The organism is Paenibacillus sp. EKM211P (assembly GCF_011066175.1).
Lineage (GTDB): Bacteria > Bacillota > Bacilli > Paenibacillales > Paenibacillaceae > Paenibacillus > Paenibacillus polymyxa.
In genome coordinates this window covers 26,723-43,782 of the sequence record NZ_JAAMNS010000022.1, presented here as the reverse complement: position 1 = coordinate 43,782, position 17,060 = coordinate 26,723, and the positions used below count along the sequence as shown (strand labels likewise).

14 protein-coding genes are annotated in these 17,060 nt (G+C 47.8%); all 14 read left to right on the top strand.

What is annotated here, in order from left to right:
- The first annotated feature begins 20 nt into the window (after positions 1-20).
- On the top strand, positions 21-1,748 hold the full coding sequence (lonB, locus tag G9G57_RS23365) for an ATP-dependent protease LonB (RefSeq protein ID WP_016324658.1): 1,728 nt from the start codon (positions 21-23) through the stop codon (positions 1,746-1,748).
- A gap of 110 nt (positions 1,749-1,858) precedes the next feature.
- Positions 1,859-4,195, top strand: coding sequence for an endopeptidase La (gene lon / locus G9G57_RS23360; protein ID WP_044788190.1), 2,337 nt, complete (start codon positions 1,859-1,861; stop codon positions 4,193-4,195).
- 18 nt (positions 4,196-4,213) lie between these two features.
- Positions 4,214-4,825, top strand: a complete 612-nt coding sequence (gene yihA, locus G9G57_RS23355) for a ribosome biogenesis GTP-binding protein YihA/YsxC (protein ID WP_013372691.1) — start codon at positions 4,214-4,216, stop codon at positions 4,823-4,825.
- 287 nt (positions 4,826-5,112) lie between these two features.
- Complete coding sequence (locus G9G57_RS23350) at positions 5,113-5,700, top strand: hypothetical protein (protein ID WP_016818410.1); 588 nt, start codon at positions 5,113-5,115, stop codon at positions 5,698-5,700.
- 265 nt (positions 5,701-5,965) lie between these two features.
- Positions 5,966-6,364 carry an adenosylmethionine decarboxylase gene (gene speD, locus G9G57_RS23345; protein WP_025365654.1) on the top strand — a complete coding sequence of 133 codons (399 nt, stop codon included), beginning with the start codon at positions 5,966-5,968 and terminating at the stop codon, positions 6,362-6,364.
- A gap of 246 nt (positions 6,365-6,610) precedes the next feature.
- Entirely contained in the window at positions 6,611-8,005 is a 1,395-nt protein-coding gene (hemA, locus tag G9G57_RS23340) for a glutamyl-tRNA reductase (protein ID WP_017427411.1), read from the top strand.
- Between the two features lie 16 nt (positions 8,006-8,021).
- Positions 8,022-8,849, top strand: coding sequence for a cytochrome c biogenesis protein CcsA (gene ccsA / locus G9G57_RS23335; RefSeq protein ID WP_016818412.1), 828 nt, complete (start codon positions 8,022-8,024; stop codon positions 8,847-8,849).
- 8 nt (positions 8,850-8,857) lie between these two features.
- Positions 8,858-9,505: a precorrin-2 dehydrogenase/sirohydrochlorin ferrochelatase family protein gene (locus tag G9G57_RS23330; RefSeq protein ID WP_016818413.1), complete on the top strand. Its 648-nt coding sequence runs from the start codon at positions 8,858-8,860 to the stop codon at positions 9,503-9,505.
- Between the two features lies 1 nt (position 9,506).
- Positions 9,507-10,433 carry a hydroxymethylbilane synthase gene (gene hemC / locus G9G57_RS23325; protein WP_017427412.1) on the top strand — a complete coding sequence of 309 codons (927 nt, stop codon included), beginning with the start codon at positions 9,507-9,509 and terminating at the stop codon, positions 10,431-10,433.
- Positions 10,434-10,437: 4 nt separating this feature from the next.
- Complete coding sequence (gene cobA / locus G9G57_RS23320) at positions 10,438-11,994, top strand: uroporphyrinogen-III C-methyltransferase (RefSeq protein WP_017427413.1); 1,557 nt, start codon at positions 10,438-10,440, stop codon at positions 11,992-11,994.
- Positions 11,995-12,042: 48 nt separating this feature from the next.
- Positions 12,043-13,041 carry a porphobilinogen synthase gene (gene hemB / locus G9G57_RS23315; protein WP_017427414.1) on the top strand — a complete coding sequence of 333 codons (999 nt, stop codon included), beginning with the start codon at positions 12,043-12,045 and terminating at the stop codon, positions 13,039-13,041.
- A 31-nt stretch (positions 13,042-13,072) separates the two neighbouring features.
- Entirely contained in the window at positions 13,073-14,377 is a 1,305-nt protein-coding gene (hemL, locus tag G9G57_RS23310) for a glutamate-1-semialdehyde 2,1-aminomutase (RefSeq protein ID WP_025365649.1), read from the top strand.
- Complete coding sequence (locus G9G57_RS23305) at positions 14,374-15,285, top strand: RluA family pseudouridine synthase (RefSeq protein WP_164965613.1); 912 nt, start codon at positions 14,374-14,376, stop codon at positions 15,283-15,285. The genes hemL and G9G57_RS23305 overlap by 4 nt, the downstream gene beginning before the upstream one ends.
- Before the next feature lie 125 nt (positions 15,286-15,410).
- Entirely contained in the window at positions 15,411-16,742 is a 1,332-nt protein-coding gene (locus G9G57_RS23300; protein ID WP_044788185.1) for a LysM peptidoglycan-binding domain-containing protein, read from the top strand.
- The last annotated feature ends 318 nt before the right edge of the window (positions 16,743-17,060 follow it).

Below are 17,060 nucleotides of genomic sequence, written 5' to 3'. Positions count from 1 at the left end.
TGAGAAACGGAGGGAATACGATGGACTTGACTATGATATTGTTATTGGTGCAAATGTTTTTCGGGATTGTTATTGGTCTGTATTTCTGGAACCTTCTGCGGAGCCAGAAAACGAACCGTAGTGCGGTGGATCGGGAATCTCGGAAGGAATTGGATAAGTTGCGCAAATTGCGCTCTATTTCACTTACTAAGCCGCTAGCTGAACGCACACGGCCTGCCACGTTACAGGATATCGTCGGTCAGAAGGACGGGCTACGTGCGCTCAAGGCGGCGTTATGCAGTGCGAATCCGCAGCATGTCATTATTTATGGCCCCCCTGGTGTAGGGAAAACGGCTGCGGCGCGCGTGGTGCTGGAAGAAGCTAAGAAAAATCAGTCTTCCCCGTTCAAGGGGGATGCTAAATTCACGGAGATTGATGCCACAACGGCCCGTTTTGACGAACGTGGTATTGCGGACCCGTTAATTGGTTCAGTACATGATCCAATCTATCAAGGGGCAGGAGCGATGGGTGTAGCAGGTATCCCTCAACCTAAACCCGGAGCTGTAACGAAGGCTCATGGAGGGATGCTGTTCATTGATGAGATTGGCGAGCTGCATCCAACGCAGATGAATAAGCTGTTGAAAGTGCTGGAGGACCGAAAGGTATTTTTGGAAAGTGCATATTACAATTCTGAAGATTCGCATACTCCTGCATATATTCACGATATTTTCCAAAACGGTTTGCCAGCGGATTTCCGCTTGGTAGGTGCGACGACCCGTTCGCCGCACGAGCTGCCACCTGCTATTCGATCCCGGTGTATGGAAATTTATTTCCGTGCCCTGCAACCGCAGGAGATTGCTCGTATTGCTGAAGATGCTGTACACAAGCTAGGCTTTGGCCCTTGTCCAGAGGCAGTAGAGGTTGTACAGCGTTATGCGACCAACGGCCGGGAGGCAGTCAATATGATCCAGCTTGCTGCTGGTTTGGCGCTTACCGAGAAAAGGGAACGACTCGATGCTTCGGACGTGGAATGGGTAGCGGGTAGTAGCCAAATTCAACCCCGTCCTGATCGAAAAATACCGGGCTTGCCGCAAATCGGATTCGTTAACGGATTAGCTGTATACGGTCCGAACATGGGCATGCTGCTGGAAATTGAAGTTACTGCGGTTCCGGTTCCCGAAGGAAAGGGAAGCTATAATATTACGGGTGTTGTGGATGAAGAAGAGATCGGAGGTAACTCCCGAACACTACGTCGTAAGAGCATGGCTAAAGGCTCTGTGGAAAATGTTCTGACTGTTTTGCGTACGCTCGGTTTATCCCCCTCCAATTACGATCTGCATATCAATTTTCCTGGGGGGACACCAGTAGATGGTCCGTCGGCAGGGATTGCAATGGCAACAGCTATTGCTTCTGCAATGCGGGGAATTCCAGTGGATCATGAAATTGCCATGACTGGCGAGATTAGCATCCATGGCCGAGTCAAGCCGATTGGCGGCGTATTAGCCAAGGTCGAAGCTGCTTTTCAGGCTGGAGCCAAAAAAGTGATCATTCCGCAGGACAACTGGCAAGCTCTTTTTGATAGCATTGAAGGCCTAAAAGTCATCCCTGTACAGTCGGTGACCGAAGTGTTCCGTCATGTGTTTGGAGAAGAGATGACGACGGATGCGCCTGTACATGCGCCAATTGAGACTTTTCGCCCATCCCAGTCCTCCTTGTTACAGGCGGATGGAACGCATAATGGGACGATTTCAGATACAGGATCTTGCTAATGAACTAGTCTTTCATTGGTTTTTTTATAAAACATTTGATAAAATATGAAAGATAGCAACGTGAGGATTGTAAAATCCGGAACCTGAGAATCACTGGAGGTGCGAAAGCGATGGGACCCACCAAGACAAAAGGTCGTCGTTTTCCTTTGCTGCCTTTAAGAGGACTTCTGGTTTACCCGAGCATGGTTCTACATCTCGATGTGGGCCGGGAAAAATCGGTCAAGGCTTTGGAAAAAGCGATGGTTGAAGACAATTTGATTCTCCTGTGTTCTCAATCAGAAGTTAATATTGAAGAACCCACACAAGAGGATATTTTTCGAGTCGGCACGGTAGCCAAAGTACGCCAAATGCTCAAGCTTCCCAACGGAACCATTCGAGTATTGGTGGAAGGGCTGGAACGTGCTGAGATTATTCAATATACGGACAATGAAGAATATTACGAGGTAATGGCGAAGGAACTGCACGAGGCAGAAAATGTGCAGCCTGAAACGGATGCGCTTATGCGCACTGTATTAACTCAGTTCGAGCATTATATCAATTTGTCCAAAAAGGTAACACCGGAGACTCTCGCTGCGGTATCTGATATTGAGGAGCCAGGACGCCTGGCTGATGTGATCACAAGCCATTTGACGCTCAAAATTAAGGAAAAGCAGGATATATTGGAGACGATCGACGTAACTCAGCGTCTGGAGAAGCTTCTAGATATTTTAAACAATGAGCGTGAAGTGCTGGAGCTGGAACGTAAAATCAACCAGCGTGTGAAGAAGCAGATGGAAAAGACGCAGAAGGAGTATTATCTGCGTGAACAAATGAAGGCGATTCAGAAGGAACTTGGTGAGAAGGAAGGTCGCGCAGGAGAAGTTGAAGAACTACGCAACCAGCTAAGTGAACAAGAGTTGCCGGTTCCGGTGAAGGAGAAGGTCGAAAAGGAAATTGACCGTCTGGAAAAAATGCCGGCAAGCTCTGCCGAGGGTGGTGTCATCCGCAATTATGTCGATTGGCTGTTAAGCTTGCCGTGGAACAAGTTTACCGATGATGATCTTGATATTGTCAAAGCAGAAGAAATACTCGATAACGACCATTACGGGCTGGATAAGCCCAAGGAGCGGGTGTTGGAGTATTTGGCCGTGCGCAAACTGGTGAAGACCATTAAGGGACCCATTCTGTGTCTCGTAGGTCCGCCAGGAGTCGGCAAGACCTCGCTGGCTCGCTCGATTGCCAAATCCATGGGTCGGGAATTTGTTCGCATCTCTCTCGGAGGTGTGCGGGATGAAGCGGAAATCCGTGGTCACCGCCGGACTTATGTTGGCGCGATGCCGGGTCGGATTATTCAGGGAATGAAGACCGCAGGAACATCTAATCCAGTCTTTTTGCTGGATGAGATTGATAAAATGGCCTCCGACTTCCGGGGCGATCCATCGGCGGCATTGCTCGAAGTGCTCGATCCTGAGCAAAACAACACGTTCAGTGACCATTTTGTTGAGTTGCCGTTTGATCTGTCCAGCGTGATGTTTGTTACGACAGCCAATGCTGCACATAATATCCCACGTCCGCTGATGGATCGTATGGAGACGCTCTATATTCCCGGCTACACCGAACTGGAGAAGCTGGAAATCGCCAATCGATATCTATTGCCTAAGCAGAAGAGAGAGCATGGCTTGGGAGAGGAACAATTGGTTATTGGGGAGGATACGCTGCTGCGTGTCATTCGCGAATATACCCGTGAATCCGGTGTGCGAAATCTTGAACAGCAAATGGCTTCTCTGTGTCGCAAGGCAGCGAAGTCAGTTGTTTCCGGTGGTGAAGGACCGATTCAAATCACACCGGATAATTTGAAAGATTATTTGGGTATCGCCAAATTCCGTTACGGTGTAGCAGAACTGGAGGATCAGATCGGTACGGTTACAGGCTTGGCATGGACCGAGGTCGGTGGTGAAACACTGATGATTGAAGTGACGGTCGTGCCTGGTAGCGGGAAACTGATTCTTACGGGTAAACTGGGAGACGTTATGAAAGAATCCGCGCAGGCGGCATTCAGCTACACTCGTTCCAAGGCAGTCGATCTGGGCATTGAACTGGACTTCTATGAGAAAAATGATATCCACATTCATATTCCTGAGGGAGCGATACCAAAGGATGGCCCATCTGCTGGAATTACGATTGCTACCGCATTAATTTCCGCTTTAACCAACCGTCATGTATCCAAGGATGTAGCGATGACGGGCGAAATTACCTTGCGCGGTCGCGTATTGCCGATTGGCGGTTTGAAAGAAAAGTCGCTGGCTGCCCATCGGGCAGGCTACAAAAAAATTCTGCTTCCCAAAGATAATGAACGGGATTTGAAGGATATTCCCGACAGTATCCGGCAGGATGTTGAATTTGTCCCCGTTGCCCATATGGATCAGGTGTTAAAGCATGCTTTGGTTGAGCAGGCAAGGGTACATTAGAGAGGAATTAAAGACACAATGAAAGTAACAAAAGCAGAATTTATAATAAGTGCGGTTGGCCCGGATCAGTTTCCTGTGGACGCTTTGCCAGAGATTGCTCTGGCGGGGCGCTCCAATGTTGGAAAATCATCACTGATTAATCGGATGATTAACCGTAAAAATTTGGCTCGTACCAGTTCTACGCCAGGTAAAACCCAGCAACTCAATTATTACCGGATTAATGATGAGCTCTATTTTGTGGATTTTCCCGGTTACGGTTATGCTAAGGTATCCAAAACGTCTCGCAAGGCTTGGGGGCAGATGATTGAATCATATTTGCTGGAACGTGAGCCGCTTAAACTGGTGCTTCAAATGGTGGATTTACGCCACCCACCGTCCAAGGATGATATCATGATGTACGACTGGCTGCGTCATAATGGGCTTCCGGTCTGTGTTGTAGGCACAAAAGCAGATAAAATCCCTAAAACACGGCGAGAAAAGCACTATAAGGTAATCAAGCAGGAACTCGGAATACTTCCCGGGGGTTTGTTTATCCCCTTTTCATCCGAAGAAGGCATGGGCAAGGAAGAGCTGTGGTCGGTCATCTCCAGCTATATCGAGAATGACGACGAAGAGCAGACGGAATTGTAAGGTTAGGGGCGTCCTGAAGGACGCCTTTTTTTCGTGATGTTGGATTAAAAACGTTAAACTCATTAAATTGGTAGGAATAATATATAATAAACAAAGGAAATCGTGGGATTTAAGCATAAAAGTGAGCATATGGTGGATAATGCAGCTGCGACTCCGTTATTTTCCGTTTATTTCCGATGAATGCCGGATATTTATGATTTGATGCGCAAGAAAGCGCTGCGGGTCTGATGTATAATAAAGCATAAAGCTTACACTACAGGTTTGAGGAAAGAATTGAGGAGATTGGTATGGCACAGCGGTTAGCCACAGAGTATGTAAAAACCACTTTGACCTTGTCAGAAACCCAAATGGACGAATTTTTACAGGCAGTGAATGATCCTCAGGTGCATTACCGCATTAAAGTTCTGGATAACGGAAGACAGGAAATCGTTCTGGAGCATATTGCGGGTGAGGAAGTTCATTTATTTTTTGAAGCCAAAGAGGGAGCGTTTGTCTGTGAATTAACTTGCCGCTTAGTTCATCCACAGCTAACCCTGTTTATACGCCAACTATTTGTTCGTTTTAAGGGTGAAGGTATTGTTTACCGCATGTATCAAGGATTCACTATGGTGTATTTTTATAATGAAGGTGCGGTTCGCAAAATTATGGAAAAGAATGCAGAAGGCTCCAGGCTGGTGTTTGAATATAGAAATACAGCGCAAGAGCTGCAACAGCTTTTTCAACATCAGAACGTCGAAAAGGAAATAGCAGATGTATACAATCTCATTAATTCGTTACTTGATGAGCGGAATCTGGCGCGTACTTTCTCTGAGCTGGAACTGATTGACCACAAGCTTCGGATGAGTTGCTCCAAATTATTTGCCCTGGAAGCTTAGAAGGCTGAATATATGGAATGAATTGTTATACAGTGTAGTCCCTTTCTTTACCGAAAGGGGCTTTTTTATTCCAAAAAAATGATTGCATTTGCTGCACATAGATGTTATTTTTAATCTCGTTGAAAATGAATATAGGAACCAGGATTCACTCAGGACATTGAATGTTGCGAGAGGTTATCCCTCGGGAAGTGAATGACGTAGGTCCTAGCGGATGAAATTTTTTTCGAACATTTTATTCCTAGGAAGGGGGAACCGAAAGATGGAATTGGAATACTCAACTTTCGGAAGACACGTTGCCGTAGATACTTGGGGTGTTGAGTTTGAATTACTGAATGATGCGCAGTTTCTGGAGGCTCAATTAGTTGAAGCTGCTGAAGCTTGCGGAGCAACGGTGATGTCCGTTCAATCCAAGCAATTCGAACCACAGGGAGCTACCGTGCTTGTACTGTTGTCGGAGAGTCATCTCTCTATTCATACGTATCCTGAGAGAGGGTTTGCCGCTATTGATTGTTATACTTGCGGTGAGACTGTTGATCCGCAGTTAGCTATTGATTACCTGGTATCCGTTCTAAAACCGAAAAAAACATATGCGAAGAAGCTGATTCGCGGCTTGGGAGAACTTCAGGTGGAATCCCCGGAGTGCAAGCTGGCTGAGTTGGTGTAAATCTCCTTTATGGAGCCGTGTGCGTCCTATATCATAACCATGGAACATTTCCATGGTTATTTGTTTTAAAAGTGGTTTACACTAAACTAAATCATACAGAACGTGCTGGATGTTTATGAAAGCCATCCAATTTTCATAAACAATTCATAAAACAGCCGAAGGGGATTCGGACTTCTGTGATATAATTAACATAGTTTATGATAACAGTGAGTATTCTTATTACAGTTTAGGCAGGTGAATTTTACAATGCACATCGTCGTTGTTGGGTTGAATTATCGTACGGCGCCTGTGGAAGTCAGAGAACGGTTTACATTTGCAGAACAGGATTTGCCAAAAGCGCTGGAACAACTCAAACTTACCAAAAGTGTGTTGGAGGGCGTAGTTGTCGCAACCTGCAATCGGACTGAAATATATGTTGTGGTTGACCGCCTTCACATGTGCGGTTATTTTATACGCAGTTTTATGGAACAATGGTTTGGTATTCCTCGTGATCAGTTTACACAACATTTATATATATATGAGGACGAGCAGGCAATTCGGCATTTGTTCCGTGTGACTTGTGGTCTGGATTCTATGGTCATCGGAGAAACACAAATTTTGGGACAGGTAAAGAATGCTTTTCTTCAGGCTCAATCTCAAAAAATTACAGCAACGTGGTTTAATATGTTGTTTAAGCAGGCCGTCACATTGGGCAAGCGTGCCCATTCGGAGACGTCTATTGGAGAAAGCGCCGTATCTGTTAGCTATGCAGCAGTTGAGTTGGGCAAACGGATTTTCGGGATGTTTACGGATAAAAAGGTACTGATTCTCGGTGCCGGTAAAATGAGCGAGCTTACCGTTAAGCATTTGTACAGCGGCGGAGCTGCCGAGGTTATTGTAGCAAATCGAACTTTGTCCCGCGCCGAGGATCTGGCCTCCAAGTTTAACGGAACGCCAGTTACGATGGAGGAAGGCATAAATCGGTTGGCGGATGTGGATATTGTGATTAGCTCGACTGGTGCTCAGGGGTATATTCTGGATCGCAATCGCGTCGAAGCCAGTATGAAACGTCGTCAGTCTCGTCCTTTGTTTATGATTGATATCGCGGTTCCACGCGATTTGGACCCAGCTATTGGCGAATTGCAGAATGTTTTCCTATATGACATTGATGACCTGGAAGGGATCGTGGAGAGCAATCTGGAAATGCGCCGTACTGAAGCTGCAAAAATCGAGCATATGATTGAAGATGAGCTTAGCGAGTTTTATCAATGGTTGAAAACGATGGGAGTGCGTCCGGTGATTCGTGCATTACAGGAAAAATCGGAGTCTATACATCAGGATACGCTGGAAAGCTTGTATAACAAGCTTCCCGAGCTGGATGAACGGCAGCGTAAAGTGATAAGCCGTTTGACGAAGAGTATGCTGAATCAGATGATGCATGATCCGATCAATCGGGTTAAGGAACTGGCTGTCCAAAAGCAGGGAAATGAGGCGCTAGACATGTTTAGCCACATTTTTGCTCTGGAGGATCGTTTGGAGGACGCCGCTCAGAAAGTAGATAAAAGCGATGCATCTGCGTTAATAAAACCGGAGGCTGGTGTTCATGGAAAAACCGGTCAGGCTCAGGCTTTGCCAGCGTCGTTTGCGCCGGCCAGCCTGTAAAGGTGGGTGAACAGACGTGGCCTCAGGCATGCTTATATATGATTCAATGATTTATGTTTTTGCCCTGAGCCTTCTGTTTGTATTTTCGGATGGAATTCGTCGCAATGCGAATGCTAAACGGACAGGTACAGGGCTTCTTATTGTCGTTGTAATGCTCCAGCTTGTTTTTATGGGAATGCGAACCTGGAATGAAGGGCATCTTCCTATTTTTGTGACCTACGACTTTCTGTTTCTGTTCTCATTTATCCTGGTACTGATTTCTTTGATTCTGTCACGTTATCAGCGATCGGAATTTGCGGTGTTGCTGCTTAATATCATTAGTTTTGCTGTTCTTGTGCTCAACAATATATGGATGGAGCCGATCGACAACCCGCTTGGAAATTGGCATACCGTACATGGGCTGCTTCTGATTCATATTGCGCTGGCTAATCTTGGCTTTGTCGCGATGACGGTAGCGGCTGTATTTTCGGGGTTGTATCTGTTTTTGCATCGTAAATTGAAAGTCAAGAAATGGAATGACACGATCAAGCGCCTGCCGAGTCTGGAAATGATGGATCGGTATACACATATGGCGCTTTTAATTGGTACTCCTTTGCTGGGAGTTTCTATTGTTGTTGCTGTTATTTCTATTATTGCCGAGGAACGCTGGCGTCTTTTGCTAGATACCAAAGTGCTGATGACAGCGATTGCCTTATGCGTGTATATTGTATTTTTAGTGAGCAAAAGATTGAACCAGCGTTCTGGCCTGGTCATGGCAAAGTGGTCTTTGGTTGGCTACACGCTACTCATTCTTAATTTTTTGCTGAATTCCTGGTCTGTATTTCATCAGTGGACGGGGGAGTGAAAAGCCACTTGCAGCATTTTGTCCCGATTTCGTTGAATTGTAACAATAAGCTCTGTTGTGTTGTAGGCGGCGGCAGGATTGCGGAACGAAAGGTTAAGGGGGTGATGGAAAGTGGGGCATCCATTACCGTCATTAGCCCGAATATAACGCCGGATTTGCAGATCCTGGCCGATCACAAGCAGCTCCACTGGGTAAATCGCGTATATCGCGAGGGTGACCTCCAGGGAGCCTTTCTTGTATATGCCGCTACGAACCAGAGAGAAGTGAATAATAAGGTTGCGCATGAGGCCAGACAAAGGGGTATACTGGTAAATGTGGCGGATCGCTCGGAAGAGGGAGATTTTATAACGCCGGGCATCATCCGACGAGGGAGACTGACGATTAGTATTTCCACCGAAGGGGCAGGCCCCGCTGTGACCGCTGATATTACATCAGCCTTGGATACGTTGTTCGGTAGTGAATATGAGCCTTATCTGGATTTTATGCACGATATGCGACAGGTCATCAAACGTAAGATAAGTTCCCCACAGCAAAGGACCAAACTATTAAGACGCTTGGCGAGCAGCGGAATTTTGGAACAGATACAACGTCATGAATTTATGGCTTGGACCGAAAAAGAAATAGATCTATGGATTGCGCAAAATCAGGAGGAATAACATGCGAACAATTGTGGTAGGCAGCAGACAGAGCGCTCTGGCGTTAACTCAGACCGGGCATGTCATTGAGGATTTGAATGCGCTGTGCGCGGAGCATGGATTGGATTTACAATTTGTCGTCAAAAAAATCCTGACCAAGGGTGATCGAATATTGGATGTAACCTTGTCCAAAGTGGGTGGCAAAGGACTTTTTGTCAAAGAGATTGAACAGGCCATGCTGGCTGGTGAGATTGATATGGCAGTACATAGTATGAAGGATATGCCGTCCGAATTGCCGGAAGGTCTTGTCAATGGCGCTGTACCGCGCCGTGAGGACCCACGCGATTGCCTAATTACATTGGGCGCCAAGAGTCTGGAGGATTTGCCTTCAGGAGCGAAGGTAGGCACAAGCAGCTTGCGCAGAGCCAGTCAAATCAAGTCCATGCGACCTGATCTACAATTAGAGCCAGTACGTGGCAATATTGATTCCCGTCTGAAAAAGCTGGAGACGGAAGGTTTTGACGCCATCATTTTGGCAGCAGCAGGTTTGCACCGGATGGGCTGGAAAGACCGAATTACGTCCTATATACCAGAGGAGGCGTGCTTACCGGCAGTGGGACAGGGAGCGCTCGGTATTGAATGCCGTGCGAGCGATGAAGAGCTATTGGCATTGTTGAAACTCTACAACCACCAGGATACCTCGGCCACGGTTGCGGCTGAGCGAACCTTTCTGGGTGTGTTAAATGGGGGATGCCAAGTGCCAATCGGAGCTCATGCGGTTTGGGCTGATCAAGAAATCAGCCTCACAGGGATGGTAGGTTCGCCAGATGGCGAGGTTATTTTGAAGGAAACGCTCCAGGGAAATGATCCGCAGAAGCTGGGAGAAGCGGTGGCGGCCAGTTTGATAGCCAAAGGAGCGGAACAGATTCTGGCGCAGGTGAGGGGATAGTGGAATGGTGGGAAAGGTATATTTAGTAGGTGCAGGACCCGGAGATGCAAGATTAATTACGGTCAAGGGTTGGGAGTGCATTCAACTGGGCGATGTCATTGTGTATGACAGACTGGCAAGCCCTCGCCTCTTGGGGCTGATGAAGCCAGGGGCCCAAAAAATATATGTCGGCAAACTGCCAGATCGTCACACCATGAAGCAAGAGGAAATTAATCAGTTGCTGGTGGATTTAGCCTTGGAAGGAAAGACAGTCGTCCGGCTCAAAGGGGGAGACCCCACTATTTTTGGGCGAGTCGGCGAGGAAGCCGGGCTACTACGTAAACACGGTATTTCCTATGAAATCATACCTGGCATCACATCAGCCATCAGCGTGCCTGCCTATGCAGGCATTCCTGTTACGCATCGGGAGATGGCCTCGTCGCTGTCTATCATTACAGGTCATGAAAGTCCTGATAAACTAGATAAAAGTATTCATTGGGATAAAGTAACGAACGCAACGGGTACACTGATCTTTATGATGGGTGTAGCGAAGATCGGCTATATCAGTGATCAACTGATAAAGCATGGTAAGCCGTCCGATACTCCAGTTGCTTTGATCCGTTGGGGGACCCGCGCCGAGCAAGATACGCTAGTGGGTACGCTGGCGGATATTGAAGCCAAGGTGAAGACAGCGAATTTTCAACCGCCCGCCGTCATCGTTGTCGGAGAAGTGGTCAATCAGCGTGAACAGTTAAAATGGGCAGAGGATATGCCTTTGTTTGGGAAGCGAATTTTGGTTACTCGCGCACGCGCGCAGGCCAGCAGTCTGGTTCACCGGATTGAGGAGCTTGGCGGCGAACCTTATGAGTTCCCAGTTATCCAGACCGTCGTCCCTTCGGACGAGCAGGCAAAACAGAAAATCAAAGAGGCGTTTGCGCGACTTCCTGAATATGACTGGGTGTTTTTTACCAGCGTTAACGGAGTGGAATACTTTTTCACTCATTTAAAGGAACAGGGCAAGGATGTACGTGCGCTATACAAAGCTCGTATTGCCGCAGTGGGACCAGCTACAGCAGCCGCACTTCGAAAACACGGAATTGTAGCAGAACAGATCGAAGGTCCTTTTCAGGCAGAGGGACTGCTTGAAACGTTTGAGCAAGATTTGCAAGCAGGGCAAAACGTATTTCTTCCAAGAGGTGATCTCGCTCGCTCATGGCTGCCGGAGCAGCTGAGAGAGATGGGACTGCATGTGACCGAGGCTGATTTGTATCAAACGGTGCTGGCTGCCAACACACAGGATGATGAACTTCTCAAGCTGCTGGAGGAGCGTGCCATTCACGCGATTACGTTTACCAGTTCCTCAACCGTAACCTATTTCATGGAAGCCCTCAGACAAATGGGGATCAGTGATCCAGTATCGCTGCTGGAGGGAGTTACTATCGCTGTGATTGGCCCCTTGACTGGTGAGACAGCAACCCAAGCCGGATTGACTGTCAGTTTGATGTCAGAGAAGGCGACTATCGAAAGTCTAATTCAATCTCTATGTGACTGGAAACAATCAAGTACGGTTATGACATTATAAATTTTAATTTTTACAAATGAATGTATAAAAAAATGGAGGTTTGTAATTATGAGTGTCCCTTTTACCAGACATCGTCGTTTGCGTCAGTCAGCTGCCATCCGCAGTATGGTGCGTGAAACGGTATTGAATCCGTCTGATTTTATCCAACCGATCTACGTAACATTTGGTACTGGAGTGAAACAGGAGATTAGCTCCATGCCAGGTGTATACCGTTTTTCTCTGGATCGGCTGGAGGAAGAACTGAAAGAAATTAGTGAGCTTGGCATTCCTGCTGTGCTCCTGTTTGGCATACCAGAAACCAAAGACAGTGTAGGGACTTCAGCTTTTGTAGACAACGGTATTGTTCAGGAAGCTACTCGTTTGATCAAATCGCGTTATCCCGAACTGCTGGTCGTAGCAGACACTTGTTTGTGTGAGTTTACGGACCATGGACATTGCGGAATGGTACACATGCATGAGCATGATGGTGAAGTGTGCGGTGAAGTATTGAATGATGAATCTCTGGAGGTGCTGGTACGTACAGCCGTTTCTCAGGCCAGAGCCGGTGCAGATATTATCGCTCCTTCTAATATGATGGACGGTTTTGTACAGGCGATTCGGCAGGGACTCGATCTGGAAGGTTTTTCACATATTCCGATTATGTCGTATTCCGTCAAATATGCGTCTGCTTTTTATGGTCCTTTCCGTGAAGCTGCTGATTCTGCGCCGCAGTTTGGTGACCGCAAATCCTATCAGATGGACCCTGCCAATGCACGTGAGGCGTTGCGGGAAGCGGAGTCTGACGTGATGGAGGGTGCGGACATGCTGATGGTGAAGCCTTCTCTTTCTTATCTGGATGTAATGCGCACCATTAAGGACCAATTTGATTTGCCTATGGTGGCTTACAATGTCAGTGGTGAATATGCAATGGTCAAAGCGGCAGCCCTCCAAGGCTGGATTGATGAAAAGGCGATGGTGCTGGAGATTCTGACAAGCATGAAGCGTGCCGGTGCAGATATGATTATTACCTATTCTGCCAAGGATGCGGCAAGATGGTTGAAGCAATAAGTGTATTTTTCAGAAGACAGGAGTGATTAGAATGATCGACGAACAACGAACGGTACGCAAGGATACGCGTTCCAAAGCAGCCTTTGATGAGGCAAAACAATATATTCCGGGTGGCGTAAACAGTCCGGTTCGAGCTTTTAAATCCGTGGGTATAACACCGGTATATATTGATCGTGGGGAAGGATCACGTGTATATGATATCGACGGTCAATCCTATATAGACTATGTATGTTCGTGGGGACCGCTTATTATGGGTCATGCGCACCCTGAAGTGGTTAAAGCCTTACAGGCTGCTGTTGTAAAAGGAACCAGCTTCGGAGCCCCAACGCTTGCGGAAACGGAAATGGCCAAGCTCGTATGTGAGCGTGTTCCTTCTATGGACATTGTTCGAATGGTCAACTCGGGAACCGAGGCAACAATGAGTGCGATCCGACTCGCGCGTGGATTTACGAAACGCAGTAAAATTCTTAAATTTGAAGGTTCTTATCACGGTCATGCGGACAGCTTGCTGATTAAAGCGGGCTCTGGTGTTGCGACCCTAGGTCTACCTGATAGTCCGGGTGTACCTGAAGTCGTGGCCACACATACAATCACTGTCCCTTATAATGATTTGGCGTCGGTGAAGCTGGCTTTTGAGAAATTTGGCGAAGAGATTGCTGCGATTATTGTCGAGCCAGTAGCCGGCAATATGGGTGTTGTACCGCCACAGCCTGGATTTTTGGAAGGTTTGCGTGAGGTAACCCGACAGTACGGAAGTCTGCTGATTTTTGATGAAGTGATGACTGGATTCCGGGTAGGACTTCATTCTGCTCAAGGGCGCTTTGGTGTGACGCCGGATCTTACGTGTCTGGGCAAAGTGATTGGTGGTGGCCTACCTGTAGGTGCATATGGCGGCCGTCGCGACATTCTAGAGCAAATTGCACCATCTGGCCCGATCTATCAAGCGGGTACGCTGAGCGGAAATCCGCTGGCTATGGCAGCAGGTTATTCGACGCTAAAATTGCTGACACCGGAAGTATATGATCGTTTGGAAGAACGGGCAGCACGGCTTCAAGCCGGATTCGAACGTAACGCGCGAGAGCTGGGGATTCCTGTCACGATTAACCGTGTCGGTTCTATGGTGTGTCCGTTCTTCACAGACGAGAAGGTTGTCAATTTTGACACTGCTAAAACGAGTAATCAGGACCACTTCCGCCGTTACTTTACTGAAATGGTCAATGAGGGCGTTAGTGTAGCTCCATCTCAATTTGAGGGCATGTTCGTATCAGGTGTGCATACCGTTGAGGATATTGATGCGACCATTGAAGCGAACTATCGCGCGCTCAAACGTCTATGAGTTGGAAAGGTAGCTGGAAAAGAAGAGGACCGTGGCTGGAAGTCACACCAGGGCGAGAAATTGCAACTGATGAAAATCGCGCTGAAGCTGTGGACCGCTGGTTGCTGAACCGTTTGGGATTACCGGACAAGCTGTGGCGCAGGCTACGGCATGAAAAAGGGATTGAACTTACAGGGGACCGGCTGCGGCTGGCCCTTTTTCCTGTAGTGGACCTCGGCGTCATCCCACGTTGGTATGATTTGAAGATACTATACGAGGATGATTTTTGCTTGGTTGTACACAAACCAGCGGGGATGGCGGTCCATCCAGACGGTGGTGTAAAGGATGGTCCGCTAACATTGGATCATGCTGTCGCATCCTATTATGAAATCAACGACATTCATACAGCAGTACGGCATGTACATCGTCTGGATGTGGACACGACAGGCCCGGTGCTATATGCCAAAAATGAATTTGCGTTGCTCAAGCTGGACGAACAAATGCGAGCTAAGGACATCGGTCGTCGTTATGTAGCTTTGGTACGAGGGAAAGTACCTCCATCGCTGCGGACGTTGGATTGGCCGATTGGCAAGGATAGGCATCATAAACAGCGCCGCCGTGTATCCCCAACTGGACAGAAGGCGGTTACCCATGTGGAAGTTGGAGAAGTATGGGGGAGTGGTCCGAGTGCGGTCAGTCTCGTGTATCTGACGCTGGAGACAGGTCGGACGCACCAGATACGCGTACATCTTAGTCATGCTGGCTATCCTTTACTTGGGGACGTATTATACGGCGGTCGTGCTGCTGATTTTGGCAGACAGGCCCTTCACGGAGAGCGCCTTACCTTCTGTCATCCGCTGAGCGGCGAAACGATTATCGTCGAGGATGCTTGGCCGGATGATTTTCAAAAGCTGCACAAACAGCTATAAAAGATGGCATGCCTTCTATTTTGGCGCATATACTTGAACCTAGAAACGGTTTGCAATATGGAGTTTCCGTGCGCCTGACACGAGTCAGAGGATGTGCGGAGGCTGCCCAAAGGAGGATGCCATCCTTGAATAAACAACAGAATGATCAGCCGCAAGGCTTGCGTTTTGATATCTATGAACGCATTCATTTGACGGAGGAAGCTGCCGGGATTGCCGAGTTGGAGGAAATTGAGCTTCTGCCACGCATTCAGGTTGTAACCCACGGCGACCATGCCGCTTTGCGAGGGCATTTACTGCTGGAGGGCGTGTACCGCACACCTGAACAGATCACGAGCGAGCTTCATCATTTGATCCCTGTGGAAATTACCATTCCGCTTAACCGGGTAGGAAGATTGGAAGATATCTCCGTGGAGATTGAAAATTTTGATGTGGACCTGCTCTCTTTACGTAGTCTAAACATTACAGGGGTGCTTTCTTTGCATGGGGTGGAAAGCTCGCATGCAGAGGAGACGGCGGTTTGGCTGGACGAGGAATTTACTGTGGTGCATGCACCTGAACATCCGGCTCCATCTCTTTACGGCGCTGGAGAGCATCGTCACGAAGAGGCTTATTCTACCCAAGACTCGGTATACAACAACATTTCAGACCCGGAAACTTCATACAAAGTACCAGCACAACAAGAGTCAGCTTACTGGGAACAGTCGTCAGAGGATCAAGGGGAACAGAAGCCATCATTGGAGCATCAAGCTTATGATCCGATAGTAGATCCGAACCGATATTATGAGCCGTGGACGGGAAAAGTAGTTGAAGACAGCTCTTCCGAAGTTAAGCGTGAGCAGGAGGCGTCGGAAGTGTGGGCATTTCAGCAAGAGGAAGCAGAGACGGAAGGGAACGAGCCCAAAGTATCCTCTGCATCTCCCAATGTAGCATACGACCCTTTGCTGTCAGAGCCCCATTCTGCCACAGAGTCGGAGATTTATCTGGAGCCGCAGTTGGAAGCAAGTCAGGCGAATGACTTTGACTTCAGGCCTGAAGCGTCAGAACAGGTAAACCATGAAGTTCAGGATACCTTTACTGAGGAAAAGCCAGAGATGCGCGTGGCGCTTAACAGTAAAAAGAATGAAGGAGCAGACGAGCCGGACCCGGTTGTCTACTCATCATTGCTTCAATCCAGCCGTTCGGTGAAGGAAGCCGAACACCAGCAGCAGCTGGAACATGAACCGCAAGGTCAGGATCAGAAAGCCGAGGAAGAGCGTGAGGATGCCAAGTGGAAAAATCTTTTTTTCCATACACAGGATGAAACGCCTTTCCGCAAGGTGCGGTTATGCATTGTACAGCGCGAGGATACACTGGAAACGATAGCAGACCGTTATCAGCTCAGCACACGGGAGCTTCAATTGTATAATAGATTGGCAGAGCATCATGTAGAAGAAGGGCAGGTATTGTACATCCCTTGATTCGGTTGCTGAAACATGCGACGAAGTGCTGACTATCGTCAATGAGAAATGGGTGTTGACTATAGTCAATGGGAAATGTATGATGTGGTATAGTTATTGAAAGACTGAGATCGGGAAGAGTAGGCAGCAAGCCCTTCAGAGAGTGGAATTGCAGCGCTGTGAGGTTCCGCAGGAAGCTACTGGCCGAAGTCACCCGGGAGTCGCCTGTTTGAACGGTTCCTCATTTCATTCCTTCGGAAGGTAAGAGGTTCACGGTAGAATAAGGCCGGTCCGCAACCGTTATCTGCATAAAGTGTCACACCATGTGTAATGGATCAG